Source organism: Aeromonas sp. 130281 (assembly GCF_056642115.1).
In genome coordinates this window covers 196,625-211,605 of record NZ_JBWVQS010000005.1, presented here as the reverse complement: position 1 = coordinate 211,605, position 14,981 = coordinate 196,625, and the positions used below count along the sequence as shown (strand labels likewise).

Genomic DNA, 14,981 nt, shown 5'->3' with positions numbered 1-14,981 from the left:
ATGATGGAAACGGCCCTGCCGCATCGGTGTTGGCCCGCATTGTGCGCGAGCCCGCCCATGGGTTGCAACCGGCGCGGCAGCACGGATGACGGCCAACCGCAACTCTTGGTATGCTTGGGGCTGTCTGAGCCCGCCATCTTCAGGAGTTCCATGTTCGCCACTGCCCTGCTGCTCACCACCAGCGCCCTCTATGCAGAAGCCATCGGCGGCTACGCGGCCGGTTGCCTTAAGAATGCCGTGGCCCTGCCGCTGACCGGGCCCGGCTATCAGGTGATCCGCAGCAAGCGGCTGCGCTATTACGGTCACCCCGATCTCATTCACTACCTGCAGGGCCTGGCCAACCAGACCAGGCTGGCCGGCATGCCGGATCTCTATATCGCCGATCTCGCCATGGCGCGGGGCGGCCCCTTCACCTCCGGTCATCGCAGCCACCAGACCGGCCTCGATGCCGACATCTGGTTTCGCATGGCCGACAGGCCCATCAGCAAGTGGGAGCAGGATGCCCCCAAGGAGTGGGCGCTGATCGACGAGCCCAGCTACCGTATGCTGCCCGGCCGCTTCGGCCCCCGGCAGCTCAATCTGCTGCGCCTCGCCGCCAACAAGCCCGAGGTTGCGCGCATCTTCGTCAACCCCGTCATCAAGGCCGAGGTGTGCAAACGGGCGGCCGATGAACCCTGGGTCGCCAAGCTGCGCCCCTGGGTCGGCCACTTCAGCCACTTTCACGTCAGGTTGCGCTGCCCGGCAAACAGCCCGGATTGCCAGCCCCAAGCCCCCATCCCCCCCGGCAACGGCTGCGATGCCGAGCTGGCCTCCTGGCTCAAGGACAAGCCCCAGTTGCCCAAGGTCTCCATGAGCTACCGAGCCCCCGTCTTGCCGAAGCGTTGTGAGGGCTGACCACAAGCTGCTATGGTGAGCCGATATCCGTCAGAAATTTCAATGGAGAACAACAAGATGGCCACTTCACTCCGGCACAGGGCCACCCAGTGCCTGCTGACTTTCACCCTGCTGCTGGGATTGACCGGGTGCGGCATGAACAACATTCCCACCCTGGATGAGCAGGTCAAGGCGAGCTGGGGGCAGGTCGAGAACCAGTACCAGCGCCGGGCCGATCTCATTCCCAACCTGGTGGCCACCGTCAAGGGGTACGCCAGCCACGAGCAGGAGACCCTGAAAGCGGTCACCGATGCCCGTGCCCGGGTCGGCAGCGTGCAGGTGAGCGATCCCTCCCAGCTCAAGGCCTTTGAAGCGGCCCAGGATCAGCTCTCAAGCGCCCTCTCCCGCCTGATGGTGGTGGTGGAACGCTACCCGGATCTGAAGGCGGATCAGCAGTTCCTGACCCTGCAGGCCCAGCTGGAAGGCACCGAGAATCGCATCGCGGTGGCGCGGCGCGACTACATAGAGGCGGTACGCCAGTTCAATACCGAGATCCGCACCTTCCCGGGGGTCATCTGGTCCAAGCTGCTCTATTCGGATCTCGAGGCCAAACCCAGCTTCAGCGCCAAACCCGGTGCCGATGAGGCGCCCAAGGTCAGCTTCCAATGACGATGATGCTGCGCGCGCTGCTCCCCTTGCTGCTGCTCTGGACGGCGGCGCTGCACGCCGCCCCCGCTTTTCCGACGTTGAGCGGCCGGGTGGTGGATGAGGCGGCCCTGATGTCACGCAAGCAGGCCCACCAGCTGACCCAGCAACTGGCCGCCTTCGAGAAACGCAGCGGCATCCAGCTGGTGGTGGTCTCCATCGACAGCCTGGATGGGGAGACCATAGAGGAGTACGGCTACCAGCTCGGCCGCCACTGGGGCATAGGCCAGAAGGGCAAGAACAACGGCGTGCTGCTGCTGATCGCCCAGGATGAGCGCAAGGTGCGCATCGAGGTGGGCTATGGCCTGGAGGGCGCCCTGCCCGATGCCATCGCCGCCAACATCATCCAGACCCGGATCCTGCCCTCCTTCAAGCGCGGCGACATGGTGGCTGGCGTGGTCGCTGGCAGCCAGGGCATCATGCAGGCCCTGGCCGGGGAATACCAGCCGGTGGACAACGCCAGCAAGGAAGACAAGCTCGGCGGCCCCTGGCTCTTCATCCTGGTGGTGGTCGTGATGCTAGTGCTGCACAACCTGCGGGGAGGCGGTGGCGGCGGTGGTCGCGGCCGGCGCCGCGCCGCTTACATGGCCGGCGGTTTCGGCGCCGGACGCTCCGGCGGTGGCTTTGGGGGCGGCGGCGGTTTCAGTGGCGGTGGTGGCAGTTTTGGGGGCGGTGGTGCCTCCGGTGGTTGGTAATCAGGGAGCAAGAGACAAGACAATGATTTCAAAACAGTTCTATCACACCTTGCAGGCCAGGGTACGACAAGCCGAGCAGGCCACGGACGCCGAGCTGGTCACAGTGCTGGCCCCCGCCAGCGATGGCTACCGCTACATTCCGACCCTCTGGGCCGCGCTGCTGGCCATGCTCACTCCCCTGCTGGTGTTCCAGCTCGGCTTCTGGCTCGGCTGGTACGAGATCCTGCTGGTGCAGTGGTCGGTCTGGCTGCTGCTGAGCCTGCTGTTCCACTGGACCCCCATCAAGATGCGGCTGATCCCGAAAAAAGTGCGTCAGCACAGGGCGGCCCTGATGGCCCGCCTGCAGTTTGTCGAGCAGGGACTGCACCGCACCCGCGACCGGCTCGGGGTGCTGATCTTTGTCTCGGTGGCGGAGCACTATGTGGAGATCCTGGTGGATGACGGCATCGCCCAGCACATAGACAACGCGCTGTGGCAGCAGATCATCGACGACTTCGTGGTGCGGGTGCGCAACAAGGAGGTGGAACAGGGCTTCCTCGAGTGCGTGGATCGCACCAGCGCCATCCTGACCGATGCGTTTCCGGCCACCCGGGATCAAAACGAGTTGCCCGACAGCCTGATCATTTTGGACAAACCCTGAGGCGGCTTAAAAAACCGGCATTCTGTGCAAGGGATAGGCATTCGATAAAGATTCTGAAAAATAAGGGGAAAAGTGTTTGACCCCGAGTCAGCTTTCCCCTAAATTACGCCCCGTTCCAGCGCAACGGTGCAGCGAACGACGTGGTGATTGAACACGTTAAACAGCAGTCGAAAATTTGGTGAGGTGTCCGAGAGGCTGCCCACCGACGAAGTCGGTAAGTAAGCACGCGCAGCGTGCTCCGAAAGCCACTTCAAAGAAGTAAAAATTTGGTGAGGTGTCCGAGTGGCTGAAGGAGCACGCCTGGAAAGTGTGTATACGGCAACGTATCGAGGGTTCGAATCCCTCCCTCACCGCCAAATTATAAAAAACCGACCTCAGGGTCGGTTTTTTGCATCTGGTGGCATAAGAACACCCGATGCCGATGGAGGGAGGGTGAGAAGCCTCGCCGGGTTCGAGCAGAGCAGCTTGCTGCGATGAACGGCCAGAGGCCGCCCCGAAGGGGTGAGCCACGCAGTGGCGAATCATCCCTCCCTCACCGCCAAATAAAGTAAAAGGGCCTGTCGCAAGACAGGCCCTTTTACTTTATCCGGTGATGGGCGGCTCGGTTCGGACCCTGGTTCGACAAGAGGGCAGGACAGCCCCCTTGGACAGCCGAAGGCTGCCCGCAGGGTGAGCGCGAGTCAATCCCGACCCACCGCTACACAGTGCCGGCTTCCACTACCACTCCTCGCCCGTCACTCTTTTTTCATCACCGAGCCGTTGGCGCAATCTCTCTCCACTTCACCAAAGCCCCACACGCCCGTTTGCTGCCATGCAGGCACCCGCCAGCCCTCATGATCCCGCAGCTCGGGCCGACACAGGAGGATGAACCCGTGCCGGTCTGCCTCCGAATATTGCTCACCGATTGTATTTCGTTTTGAAAAACTGATAGTTAAATGACTACACTAGCCACACACAACGCATAGGGATATGGACAAATGAGTCTTATTGGTTTGCTGCTGGCCCTGGCTGCCATCCTGGGTGGCAACATCATCGAGGGGGGACACCCCAGCGCCCTGCTCGATCTCCCCGCCTTTCTCATCGTGATCGGGGGCACAGTGGGTGCCGCCCTGACCCAATTCCCCTTCTCCGTGGTTGGCAAGACCTTCAAGCGTTTCAAGTGGCTCATCTCTCCCCTGCGCCTCGACATGCTGGAGCAGGCCCAGTTGCTGGAGACCCTGGCAGGCAACGCCCGGCGCAGCGGCATGCTGGCACTGGAGGGGATGATCGATGACATCAAGGATCCCTTCCTGAAAAAAGGGGTGCAGATGATGGTGGATGGCTACGAGAAGACCAAGATCCACGAGGTGCTGGAAAACGAGATCGAGTTCGAGCAGGAAGATCTCGAGCAGACCGTCAAATTCTACGAAGCCATGGGGGGCTACTGCCCGACCATGGGGATAGTCGGGGCCGTGTTCGGCCTCATTCACGCCATGGGGCTGCTGGATGCGCCGGACAAGCTCGGTGGCGCCATCGCGGTGGCCTTCATCGCCACCATCTACGGGGTCGGCGCCGCCAACCTGATCTTCCTGCCCTTTGGCAACCGCTACAAGGGCTTCGCCCACCAGATCCGCCACTACAAGGAGATGACCCTGACCGGCATCCTCTGCATAGTGGACGGCGAGTCGCAACAGCGGCTGCAAGTGACCCTTGAACCCTACCTCGGAGGCCATGGTGGCGAAAAAGAAAAAGGCTGAAGCACCGGAGAACCATGAGCGCTGGCTGGTCTCCTATGCCGACTTCATGACCCTGCTGTTTGCCCTGTTCGTGGTGCTCTACTCCTTCGCCATGGCCAAGCAATCGGAGACCCGGGTGCTGATCCAGGGCTTTATCGAGTCTCTTGGCAAGATAGGCCTCATCTCTCTGCCCGCCGGCTCTCCCGTGATGCAGGGGGGGACCGGCATCCTGGAGCCGGAGTCCAAGACCACGCCGGGCACCTCCCAGAAGGAGGAGGTACTGGACACCCAGGCGCCGGCCGCCGCGGCCGATCCCTTCAACGAGACCATAGGCGCCTCGGAGAAACCCAGTGCCACCGAGTCATGGCCCCACAAGACCAAGGAGCAGGAGTGGGCCGCCCTCACCAAGCAAAAGCTGGATCAGCAGCTCAAGAGCCAGATTGAGTCCAAGGAGATCGAGGTGGAGCAGCTCGGCAGCCAGCTGGTGATCCGCATCGGCGAGAAGACCCTGTTCCCGGCCGATTCGGCCTTCCTGCAGCCCCAGTTCATTCCCCTGGTCAACAAGGTCTCCGACGTGCTGGCCGATATTCCGGGCATGGTGGTGGTCACCGGCCACACCGACAACTCCCAGGCGCCGGTGGAGCTCTATCGCAACAACTGGGAACTGTCGGTGCTGCGGGCGGCCACCATAGTCCATACCCTGCTCACCAACCCCAAGCTGGACTCGCGGCGCGTCATCGCCCAGGGCGTGGCAGACACCCAGCCCCGCTTTGCCAACGACACCCCGGCCCATCGCCAGGCCAACCGCCGGGTGGAGATAGTGCTCTCCCAGGGCAAGGCGGCTGAGCAAGCCCTTCCCCTCCTCCCCCCCTGATGAAAAGACCCCGCCATGCGGGGTCTTTCGTTTTGCCGATTAGTTTATTTCTCAAGCAGATCGGCTGTTTTCCCCACCACGTAAAAGCAATTGAAAATGATTCTCAAATGAGAAAATTGACCCCGCTAGCAAAACGCGATTTTCCTCCCGTTGATTAATAATTAATCCTTTGAAATGACATGTAAATCAGTATGGAACTGGCATAATACGTAGCATCCTTGTTAAGTCACATGATTAATTCGGTTAGGGAAAACACCTATGTTTGCTGATATTGCTGTCCAGCATTGGGCCTTTGCTGTCTACGTCATTGGGGCCATCTGCATCTGCCTGACCATGATAGGCGTCGCGGCCTTGCTGGGGGGACGAGCCTATGGCCGTGCCAAAAACAGGCCCTTCGAATCGGGCATCGATTCCGTCGGCAATGCCCGTCTGCGTTTCTCCGCCAAGTTCTACCTGGTCGCCATGTTCTTCGTCATCTTCGACGTCGAGGCGCTCTATCTCTTCGCCTGGTCCGTCTCCGTTCGGGAGAGCGGCTGGGTCGGTTTCATCGAAGCCACCATCTTCATCACCCTGCTGCTGGTAGGCCTCATCTACCTGTGGCGCATCGGTGCCCTCGACTGGGCCCCGAAGAAACGCGTCCTGACTGACAAGAAGCCAGACTGATTTACCGATTATCCCTTTGAGGTTGCACCATGAAGTACACCCTGACCCGGATTGACCCGGATGCGCCCGTTGAGCGCTACCCCCAGGAACAGCGCCAGACCGTCGATGACCCGCTGGCGCAGCAGGCGACCCGCGGCATCATGATCGGGCGCCTCGAAGAGGTGCTGCAAGACACCGTCAACTGGGGCCGCAAGAACTCCCTCTGGCCCTACAACTTCGGCATCTCCTGCTGCTATGTGGAGATGTGTACCGCCTTCACCTCCCCCCATGACGTGGCCCGCTTCGGCGCCGAAGTCATCCGGGCTTCGCCCCGTCAGGCGGATTTCATGGTGATCGCCGGGACCCCCTTCATCAAGATGGCCCCCGTCATCCAGCGCCTCTATGAACAGCTGCTCGAACCCAAGTGGGTCATCTCCATGGGCGCCTGTGCCAACTCGGGCGGCATGTATGACATCTATTCCGTGGTGCAGGGGGTGGACAAGTTCCTGCCGGTCGACGTCTACATCCCGGGCTGCCCGCCCCGTCCCGAAGCCTTCCTGCAGGCCCTGATGCTGCTGCAGGACTCCATCGGCAAGGAGCGCCGCCCCCTCTCCTGGGTGGTGGGTGATCAGGGGATCTACCGTCCCCAGATGCAGGCCGAAAAGGATCGCAAGCGGGAAGAGCGCATCCAAGTCACCAACCTGCGCACGCCGGATGAGATCTGATCATGAAACTGACTCGAGAATTCCCAAGCAACTACACCATGGCCCAGGGGCAGATGGCGGATCACGCCGATGCCCAGGTGGTCGGCGAGCTGTTCGCCCACTTCGGTGCCGAGCGCTTCACGGTACAGAGCACCCGTACCGGGGTGCCGGTGATCTGGCTCTCCCGCGATCTGCTGCTGGACGTGATGGGCTTTTTGCAAAAGCTCCCCTCCCCCTTCGTGATGCTGTTTGATCTCAGCGCCACCGACGAGCGGATGCGCAGCCATCGCCACGGCCTGCCGGGCAGCGACTTCACCGTCTTCTATCACCTCATCTCCATCGACCGTAACGCCGACGTGATGCTGAAGGTGCCGCTGATGGAGAGCGATCTGCACCTGCCCACCGTCAGCCGCCACTTCCCCAACGCCAACTGGTACGAGCGGGAAGTCTGGGATCTGATGGGCATCACCTTCGACGGTCACCCCCATCTCACCCGCATCATGATGCCCAAGAGCTGGCAGGGACACCCGCTGCGCAAGGACTACCCGGCCCGCGCCACCGAGTTCGATCCCTTCATGCTCGATGCGGTCAAGCAGGATCAGGAGCAGGACAACCTGCTGTTCAAGCCGGAAGAGTGGGGCATGGCCCGTGGCAACGAGAACGAGGACTACATGTTCCTGAACCTCGGCCCGAACCACCCCTCGGCCCACGGCGCCTTCCGCCTAGTGCTGCAGCTCGACGGGGAAGAGATCCGCGACTGCGTGCCCGACATCGGCTATCACCACCGCGGTGCCGAGAAGATGGGCGAGCGCCAGTCCTGGCACAGCTACATCCCCTACACCGATCGGGTCGAGTACCTGGGCGGCGTGATGAACAACCTGCCCTATGTGCTGGCGGTCGAGAAGCTGGCGGGGATCAAGGTACCCAACCGGGTCGACATGATCCGGGTGATGATGGCGGAGCTGTTCCGCATCCAGAGCCACCTGCTGTTCCTTGGCACCTACATCCAGGACGTGGGGGCCATGACGCCGGTCTTCTTCACCTTCACCGACCGGCAGAAGATCTACACCATCATCGAGGCCATCACCGGCGCCCGCATGCACCCGGCCTGGTTCCGCATCGGCGGTGTGGCCCACGATCTGCCCACCGGCTGGGCCCGCCTCATCCAGGACAACCTGCTGAGCTGGCTGCCCAAACGCTTGATGGAGTATGAGAAGGCCGCCATGCGCAACAGCATATTGCGCGGTCGCACCATAGGCGTCGCCGCCTACAACACGGCGCAGGCGCTCGCCTGGGGCACCACGGGGGGCGGTCTGCGGGCCACCGGCCTCAACTTCGACGTGCGCAAATGGCGCCCTTATTCCGGCTACGATCAGTTCGAGTTCGAGGTGCCGGTGGGCAGCAACGGGGATGCCTACGACCGTGCCACCGTGCGCATCGAGGAGATCCGCCAGAGCATGCGCATCATAGAGCAGTGCATGAAGAACATGCCGGAGGGGCCCTTCAAGGCGGATCACCCGCTCACCACGCCGCCCCCCAAAGAGCGCACCCTGCAGGACATCGAGACCCTGATCACCCACTTCCTGCAAGTGTCATGGGGCCCGGTGATGCCGGCCGCCGAGTCCTTCCAGATGATAGAGGCGACCAAGGGCGTCAACAGCTACTACCTGACCAGCGACGGCTCCACCATGAGCTACCGGACCCGGATCCGGACCCCGAGCTTTGCCCACCTGCAGCAGATCCCCTCGGTGATCCGCGGCCAGATGGTGTCGGACCTCATCGTCTACCTGGGCAGTATCGATTTCGTTATGTCAGATGTGGATCGTTGAGTCCTCTCGCCCCGGCCGACGGGGCGAAGGGCAAGACGCGCAGTAAAGGGAAAAGCCACAAAAGGTCAAGTCATGAGCCAATGTCAGTGTCACAATAACCAGACCCCCCAAGGGCAAGGGGCATGCAGCAGCAAACAGGGCGATTTCGTCCTGAGCCAGGCTGAGCGCGATGCCATCGAACATGAGAAACACCACTACGAAGATCCCCGTGCCGCCAGCATAGAAGCGCTCAAGATAGTGCAGCAGGCCCGCGGCTGGGTGCCCGACGGCGCCATTCACGCCATCGGTGCCGAACTCGGCATCCCCGCCAGCGACGTGGAGGGGGTCGCCACCTTCTACAGCCAGATCTTCCGCCAGCCGGTGGGGCGCCACATCATCCGCGTCTGCGACAGCATGGTCTGCTACATCAACGGCCACGAGCAGCTGCTGGCCGGTCTGAAAGAGGTCGTCAATCTGGCCCCCGGCCAGACCTCCCCGGATGGCCGCTTCACCCTGCTGCCCGTCTGCTGCCTCGGCAACTGCGACAAGGGGCCGGCCATCATGATCGATGACGACACCTATGGCGGACTCGATCCGGTGACGTTGCTGAAAACCCTGGAGGCTTACCCATGAGCATTCAGCCAGGCAGCAAGACACTCGCCTCCCTCGGCACCGCCAACCGCATTGCCCGCGCCCCCGAGACCCATCCCCTCACCTGGCGGCTGCGGGATGACGGCCAGCCGGTGTGGCTCGAGGAGTATCAGGCCAAGCAGGGCTATGAGGCCGCCCGCAAGGCACTGGGCCAGATGAGCCCGGATGAGATCGTCAGCACAGTCAAGGACGCCGGCCTCAAGGGGCGCGGCGGCGCCGGGTTCTCCACCGGGGTGAAGTGGGGCCTGATGCCCAAGGACGAGAGCATGAACATCCGTTACCTGCTCTGCAACGCCGACGAGATGGAGCCGAACACCTACAAGGATCGGCTGCTGATGGAGCAGCTGCCCCACCTGCTGATCGAGGGGATGATCATCAGTGCCCGGGCCCTCAAGGCCTATCGCGGCTACATCTTCCTGCGCGGCGAGTACGTGGATGCCGCCATCCACCTGCGCCGCGCGGTGGAAGAGGCCAAGGCCGCGGGGCTGCTTGGCAAGAACATCCTGGGCTCGGGTTTTGACTTCGAGCTGTTCGTCCACACCGGCGCCGGCCGCTACATCTGTGGCGAAGAGACGGCGCTCATCAACTCCCTGGAAGGACGGCGCGCCAACCCGCGGGCCAAACCCCCCTTCCCCGCCGTTTCCGGCGTCTGGGGCAAGCCCACCTGCGTCAACAACGTCGAGACCCTGTGCAACGTGCCCGCCATCATAGGCAACGGCGTCCCCTGGTATCAGGGGCTGGCGCTGCCGGGGTCGGAAGATCACGGCACCAAGCTGATGGGCTTCTCCGGCAAGGTGAACAACCCCGGCCTCTGGGAGCTGCCGTTCGGCATCACAGCCCGCGAGCTGTTCGAAGAGTACGCAGGCGGCATGAAGGCCGGCTATCGCCTCAAGGCGTGGCAACCTGGCGGCGCCGGCACCGGCTTCCTGCTGCCCGAGCACCTGGATGCCCAGATGTACGCAGGCGGCATCGGCAAGGTGGGCACCCGCATGGGTACCGGCCTCGCCATGGCGGTGGATGACAGCATCAACATGGTCGGACTCTTGCGCAACATGGAGGAGTTCTTCGCCCGCGAATCCTGCGGCTGGTGCACCCCCTGCCGCGACGGCCTGCCCTGGAGCGTCAAGATCCTGCGGGCCCTGGAGCGAGGCGAAGGGCAACCCGAGGATCTCGCCACCCTGGAGCAGCTGGTCAGCTTCCTGGGGCCAGGCAAGACCTTCTGTGCCCATGCCCCCGGCGCCGTCGAGCCCCTTGGCAGTGCCATGAAGTACTTCCGGCCCGAGTTCGAGGCCGGGGTCAAGGCCCCCCATGACAATCACAAGCTGTTCAAGGGTATCCAGCCCAATCTGCTGGGCGAGCGCTGGTAATACGCCAGGACGCATCGGGCAATAGCCGATTTCACAAAACAGGTTTCAGGGAAGTTGTATGGCAACCATTCATGTAGACGGTAAAGAGTTCGAGGTAGACGGGGCAGACAACCTGCTGCAAGCCTGTCTGTCGCTGGGTCTGGACGTCCCCTATTTTTGCTGGCACCCGGCGCTCGGCAGCGTCGGCGCCTGCCGCCAGTGCGCGGTCAAACAGTACCAGAATGCCGACGACAAGCGCGGCCGCCTGGTCATGTCCTGCATGACCCCCTCCACCGATGGCACCTATATCTCCATCGAGGACGAAGAGGCGAAGGAGTTTCGCAAGACGGTGGTGGAGTGGCAGATGACCAACCACCCCCACGACTGCCCGGTGTGCGAAGAGGGTGGCGCCTGCCACCTGCAGGACATGACGGTGATGACGGGCCACAACAGCCGCCGCTACCGCTTCACCAAGCGCACCCACCAGAATCAGGATCTCGGCCCCTTCATCAACCACGAGATGAACCGCTGCATCGCCTGCTATCGCTGCGTGCGCTACTACAAGGATTACGCCGGCGGCGAGGATCTGGGGGTCTACGGCGCCCACGATAACGTCTACTTCGGCCGGGTCGAGGACGGCACCCTGGAGAGCGAGTTCTCCGGCAACCTGGTGGAGGTCTGCCCCACCGGCGTCTTCACCGACAAGACCCACTCCGAGCGCTACAACCGCAAGTGGGACATGCAGTTCGCCCCCAGCATCTGCCAGCAGTGCTCGGTCGGCTGCAACATCAGCCCGGGGGAGCGCTACGGCGAGCTGCGCCGCATCGAGAACCGCTTCCACGGCGCCCTGAACCACTACTTCCTCTGTGATCGTGGCCGCTTCGGTTACGGCTATGTCAACCAGGCCGACCGCCCGCGCCAACCCCTGCTGCAGGATGGCAATGACAAGCTGGCCATCACGGTGGATGGCGCCCTCAACCGCGCCGCCGATGCCCTGCGCACCGCAAGCGGCATCATCGGCATCGGCTCGCCGCGCGCCTCGCTCGAGAGCAACTTCGCCCTGCGCGAGCTGGTGGGCGCCGCCAACTTCTACGCAGGCGTCGAGCAGAGCGAATGGGCCTGCCTGCAGAAGATGCTGCATGTGCTGCACCAGGGCGGGGTACGTACCCCCAGCCTGCGCGACATGGAAGAGGCAGACGCCGTCCTGGTGCTGGGTGAAGATGTCACCCAGACCGCCGCCCGCATCGCCCTGGCCCTGCGCCAGGCGGTCAAGGGCAAGGGACGCGAAATAGCCCGCAAGCTGAAGGTGGATCTCTGGCAGGTCGCCGCGGTGCAGACGCTGGCTCAGAATGAGCGCTACCCCTTGCTCATCACCAGCCTGGATCAGACCCGTCTCGACGACGTGGCCGCCGATACACTGCACGCCCCCCACGCCGATCAGGCCCGCCTCGGCTTTGCCATCGCCCACCTGCTCGACGGCTTGGCCCCTGCCCCGCAGGATCTGGACGTCGATCAGCTGGCCCAAGCCAGCCGCTGGGCCGAGCTGCTCGGCAATGCCAAGAAGCCCCTCATCATCGCAGGCAATGGTGCCCGCAACCAGGCGCTGATCGAGGCGGCCAGCAACATAGCTCACGCCCTCAAGGGTCGCGGCCAGGCCGTGGAGCTGGCGCTGGTGGCCCAGGAGGCCAACAGCCTGGGGCTGGCCATGCTGGCCGGCAACGCCGCCCCGCTGGAAGCCGCCCTCGAGCGCATCGAAGGGAGCGAGTCCCTTGCGCTGATCACCCTGGAGAACGATCTCTATCGCCGCGCCCCCCGCAACCGGGTCGATGCCACCATCAAGCGCCTGCAGCATCTGCTGGTAGTGGATCATCAGGACACCGGCACCGCCCGGCAGGCCCACCTGGTGCTGCCTGCCGCCAGCTTCGCGGAGGCCGATGGCACTGTGGTGAACATGGAAGGCCGCGCCCAGCGCTTCTTCCAGGTCTATGCCCCCGCCTTCTACGACGCCGACATCCAGGTGCGCGAGGGCTGGCGCTGGCTGGCCGCGCTGCAAGGCATGCTGGACGGCAAGTCCCCGCGCTGGAGCACCTTCGACGAGGTGAGTGCAGCCTGCGCCGCCTCTGCCCCGCTGCTGGTCACCATGCGCGAAGCCGCCCCCAACGCGGGACTGCGCATCCGCGGCATGAAGCTCGCTCGCGAGCCGCACCGCTACAGCGGCCGCACCTCCATGCTGGCGGATCAGAACGTGAGCGAGCCCCGTGTGGCGCAAGATCCCGACTCCCCGTTCGCCTTCTCCATGGAAGGCTATGCCGGCGCCCGCCAGCCCCTGCAACAGGTGCCGTTCGCCTGGGCACCGGGCTGGAACTCCCCCTCTGCCTGGAACAAGTTCCAGGACGAGGTGGGTGGCAACCTGCGGGCCGGCGATCCCGGTCGTCGTCTGCTGGAGCCAGGCAGCGAGTCCCTCGGCTGGTTCGACACCATTCCCGCCCCCTTCAGGGCAGAAACAGCCCTGCAGGTGGTCAGTTATGACCAGCTGTTCGGTGGCGACGAGCTCTCCGCCCGCAGCCCCGTCATCCAGGCCCGCATGGGGGACCCCGAGCTGGTGCTGAACCCGGCCGACGCCGCCCGTTTGGCCCTTCATGCCGGCCATCTGGTGGCCTTCTCCTGGGGGGGTCACCACTGGCGGCTGACCCTGCGTATCAGCGAGCGGCTGGCACCAGGCCTGCTCGGCCTGCCCCTGGGGGCCCATGGTCTGCCGACCGCGCTGCACCAGGCCTATGTGACTGACTTGCAGGAGGCCATCGCATGAGCAATGAGCTGATCGATCTGTTGCTGGAGGTAGGCAAAGCCTTGATCGTGCTGGTGGGGATCGTGGGGGCTGGCGCCTTCATGAGCTTCATCGAGCGCCGTCTGCTAGCGCTCTGGCAAGACAGGTACGGCCCCAACCGGGTGGGCCCCTTCGGCCTGCTGCAACTGGCGGCCGACATGGTCAAGATGTTCTTCAAGGAGGACTGGATACCGCCGTTCGCGGATCGCCGGATCTTCGTGCTGGCCCCCATCATCGCGTTTACCGCCTTCATCCTGGCGTTTGCGGTGGTGCCCATCACCCCCACCTGGGGCGTGGCGGATCTCAACGTGGGGCTGCTCTACATCCTGGCCATCGCAGGGCTTGCTGTCTATGCCGTGCTGTTCGCCGGCTGGTCGAGCAACAACAAGTACTCCCTGCTCGGCAGCCTGCGCGCCTCGGCCCAGACCCTCTCCTACGAGGTGTTCCTCGGCCTGTCGCTCATGGGCATCGTCATCCAGACCGGCAGCTTCAACCTGCGGGATATAGTGGAAGCGCAAGCCGGTTTGTGGAACGTAATCCCCCAGTTCCTGGGCTTCATCACCTTCCTGTTTGCCGGGGTTGCCGTCACCCACCGCCACCCGTTTGACCAGCCGGAGGCCGAGCAGGAGCTCGCCGACGGCTATCACATCGAGTACGCGGGCATGAAGTGGGGTCTGTTCTTCGTGGGCGAGTACATCGGCATCGTGCTGATCTCCTCCCTCATCGTGACCCTCTTCTTTGGTGGCTGGCACGGCCCCTGGCTGCCGCCCTTCATCTGGTTTGCCCTGAAGACCGCCTGTTTCATGGTGTTCTTCATCCTGCTGCGGGCCTCCCTGCCCCGCCCGCGCTTTGACCAGGTGATGTCCTTTGGCTGGAAAGTCTGCTTACCGCTTACCTTGCTCAACATGCTGGTAACCGGCGCCGTCGTGCTTATGAACGTGCAGTGAGGCACCAATGAAAATTACGAGCATTATCAAGGGTGTTGGCACCCAACTGCGCAGTCTGGGGATGGTTTTCTCCCATGCCTGGCGCCCCCGCGAGACCCTGAACTACCCGGAGCAGCAGGTTTATGCCGCCCCCCGTTTCCGTGGCCGCATCGTGCTGACCCGGGATCCGGACGGTGACGAGCGCTGCGTGGCGTGCAACCTGTGCGCCGTGGCCTGCCCGGTCGGCTGCATCTCGCTGCAAAAAGCGGAGCGGGACGACGGTCGCTGGTACCCGGAGTTCTTCCGCATCAACTTCTCCCGCTGCATCTTCTGCGGCCTGTGTGAAGAGGCCTGCCCCACCACCGCCATCCAGCTGACGCCGGATTTCGAGATGGGTGAGTATCGTCGCCAGGATCTGGTGTACGAGAAGGAAGATCTGCTGATCAGCGGCCCCGGCAAATACCCGGACTACAACTTCTACCGCATGAGCGGGATGGCCATCGACGGCAAGCCCAAAGGGGATGCCGAGAACGAAGCCAAGCCCATCGATGTCAAGAGCCTGCTGCCCTAGGAGT

At 63.3% G+C, this 14,981-nt stretch carries 14 protein-coding genes, 1 tRNA gene and 1 other RNA gene; all 16 read left to right on the top strand.

What is annotated here, in order from left to right; all coding sequences use genetic code 11:
• Positions 1–150 precede the first annotated feature (150 nt).
• Positions 151–894 carry a penicillin-insensitive murein endopeptidase gene (gene mepA / locus AC1IN8_RS14855; protein ID WP_139439333.1) on the top strand — a complete coding sequence of 248 codons (744 nt, stop codon included), beginning with the start codon at positions 151–153 and terminating at the stop codon, positions 892–894.
• Positions 895–936: 42 nt separating this feature from the next.
• Positions 937–1,542, top strand: a complete 606-nt coding sequence (locus AC1IN8_RS14850; protein WP_162519308.1) for a LemA family protein — start codon at positions 937–939, stop codon at positions 1,540–1,542.
• The gene (locus tag AC1IN8_RS14845) at positions 1,539–2,273 is read left to right on the top strand and encodes a TPM domain-containing protein (protein WP_479759396.1); all 735 of its coding nucleotides are present in this window, start codon (positions 1,539–1,541) and stop codon (positions 2,271–2,273) included. The genes AC1IN8_RS14850 and AC1IN8_RS14845 overlap by 4 nt, the downstream gene beginning before the upstream one ends.
• A 22-nt stretch (positions 2,274–2,295) precedes the next feature.
• The gene (locus AC1IN8_RS14840) at positions 2,296–2,913 is read left to right on the top strand and encodes a TPM domain-containing protein (RefSeq protein WP_139439743.1); all 618 of its coding nucleotides are present in this window, start codon (positions 2,296–2,298) and stop codon (positions 2,911–2,913) included.
• A 268-nt stretch (positions 2,914–3,181) separates the two neighbouring features.
• Positions 3,182–3,269: transfer RNA gene (locus AC1IN8_RS14835), tRNA-Ser, on the top strand.
• 56 nt (positions 3,270–3,325) lie between these two features.
• A non-coding RNA gene (locus AC1IN8_RS14830) (RtT sRNA) lies at positions 3,326–3,454 on the top strand.
• Between the two features lie 436 nt (positions 3,455–3,890).
• Positions 3,891–4,649, top strand: coding sequence for a flagellar motor protein (locus AC1IN8_RS14825; protein ID WP_025327212.1), 759 nt, complete (start codon positions 3,891–3,893; stop codon positions 4,647–4,649).
• Entirely contained in the window at positions 4,624–5,502 is an 879-nt protein-coding gene (locus AC1IN8_RS14820; protein ID WP_162519115.1) for a flagellar motor protein MotB, read from the top strand. Before AC1IN8_RS14825 ends, AC1IN8_RS14820 begins: the two co-directional genes overlap by 26 nt.
• Positions 5,503–5,760: 258 nt before the next feature.
• Positions 5,761–6,165 carry an NADH-quinone oxidoreductase subunit A gene (locus tag AC1IN8_RS14815; protein ID WP_025327214.1) on the top strand — a complete coding sequence of 135 codons (405 nt, stop codon included), beginning with the start codon at positions 5,761–5,763 and terminating at the stop codon, positions 6,163–6,165.
• A 29-nt stretch (positions 6,166–6,194) separates the two neighbouring features.
• Complete coding sequence (locus tag AC1IN8_RS14810) at positions 6,195–6,869, top strand: NuoB/complex I 20 kDa subunit family protein (RefSeq protein ID WP_025327215.1); 675 nt, start codon at positions 6,195–6,197, stop codon at positions 6,867–6,869.
• Between the two features lie 2 nt (positions 6,870–6,871).
• Complete coding sequence (gene nuoC / locus AC1IN8_RS14805) at positions 6,872–8,677, top strand: NADH-quinone oxidoreductase subunit C/D (protein WP_406569485.1); 1,806 nt, start codon at positions 6,872–6,874, stop codon at positions 8,675–8,677.
• 72 nt (positions 8,678–8,749) lie between these two features.
• On the top strand, positions 8,750–9,289 hold the full coding sequence (gene nuoE / locus AC1IN8_RS14800) for an NADH-quinone oxidoreductase subunit NuoE (RefSeq protein ID WP_236661542.1): 540 nt from the start codon (positions 8,750–8,752) through the stop codon (positions 9,287–9,289).
• Positions 9,286–10,674, top strand: a complete 1,389-nt coding sequence (gene nuoF, locus AC1IN8_RS14795) for an NADH-quinone oxidoreductase subunit NuoF (RefSeq protein ID WP_479759394.1) — start codon at positions 9,286–9,288, stop codon at positions 10,672–10,674. The genes nuoE and nuoF overlap by 4 nt, the downstream gene beginning before the upstream one ends.
• A gap of 58 nt (positions 10,675–10,732) precedes the next feature.
• Positions 10,733–13,462 (top strand): NADH-quinone oxidoreductase subunit NuoG, encoded by a 2,730-nt coding sequence (nuoG, locus tag AC1IN8_RS14790; protein WP_479759393.1) that lies wholly within the window; start codon positions 10,733–10,735, stop codon positions 13,460–13,462.
• On the top strand, positions 13,459–14,427 hold the full coding sequence (gene nuoH / locus AC1IN8_RS14785; protein ID WP_025327220.1) for an NADH-quinone oxidoreductase subunit NuoH: 969 nt from the start codon (positions 13,459–13,461) through the stop codon (positions 14,425–14,427). Before nuoG ends, nuoH begins: the two co-directional genes overlap by 4 nt.
• A 7-nt stretch (positions 14,428–14,434) precedes the next feature.
• Complete coding sequence (gene nuoI, locus AC1IN8_RS14780; protein ID WP_025327221.1) at positions 14,435–14,977, top strand: NADH-quinone oxidoreductase subunit NuoI; 543 nt, start codon at positions 14,435–14,437, stop codon at positions 14,975–14,977.
• Positions 14,978–14,981 lie beyond the last annotated feature (4 nt).

Bases quoted from the DNA above. Each gene is read 5' to 3' on its own strand.
- mepA (WP_139439333.1), top strand. From the start codon at position 151: ATGTTCGCCACTGCCCTGCTGCTCACCACCAGCGCCCTCTATGCAGAA.
- AC1IN8_RS14850 (WP_162519308.1), top strand. From the start codon at position 937: ATGGAGAACAACAAGATGGCCACTTCACTCCGGCACAGGGCCACCCAG.
- AC1IN8_RS14845 (WP_479759396.1), top strand. From the start codon at position 1,539: ATGACGATGATGCTGCGCGCGCTGCTCCCCTTGCTGCTGCTCTGGACG.
- AC1IN8_RS14840 (WP_139439743.1), top strand. From the start codon at position 2,296: ATGATTTCAAAACAGTTCTATCACACCTTGCAGGCCAGGGTACGACAA.
- AC1IN8_RS14825 (WP_025327212.1), top strand. From the start codon at position 3,891: ATGAGTCTTATTGGTTTGCTGCTGGCCCTGGCTGCCATCCTGGGTGGC.
- AC1IN8_RS14820 (WP_162519115.1), top strand. From the start codon at position 4,624: ATGGTGGCGAAAAAGAAAAAGGCTGAAGCACCGGAGAACCATGAGCGC.
- AC1IN8_RS14815 (WP_025327214.1), top strand. From the start codon at position 5,761: ATGTTTGCTGATATTGCTGTCCAGCATTGGGCCTTTGCTGTCTACGTC.
- AC1IN8_RS14810 (WP_025327215.1), top strand. From the start codon at position 6,195: ATGAAGTACACCCTGACCCGGATTGACCCGGATGCGCCCGTTGAGCGC.
- nuoC (WP_406569485.1), top strand. From the start codon at position 6,872: ATGAAACTGACTCGAGAATTCCCAAGCAACTACACCATGGCCCAGGGG.
- nuoE (WP_236661542.1), top strand. From the start codon at position 8,750: ATGAGCCAATGTCAGTGTCACAATAACCAGACCCCCCAAGGGCAAGGG.
- nuoF (WP_479759394.1), top strand. From the start codon at position 9,286: ATGAGCATTCAGCCAGGCAGCAAGACACTCGCCTCCCTCGGCACCGCC.
- nuoG (WP_479759393.1), top strand. From the start codon at position 10,733: ATGGCAACCATTCATGTAGACGGTAAAGAGTTCGAGGTAGACGGGGCA.
- nuoH (WP_025327220.1), top strand. From the start codon at position 13,459: ATGAGCAATGAGCTGATCGATCTGTTGCTGGAGGTAGGCAAAGCCTTG.
- nuoI (WP_025327221.1), top strand. From the start codon at position 14,435: ATGAAAATTACGAGCATTATCAAGGGTGTTGGCACCCAACTGCGCAGT.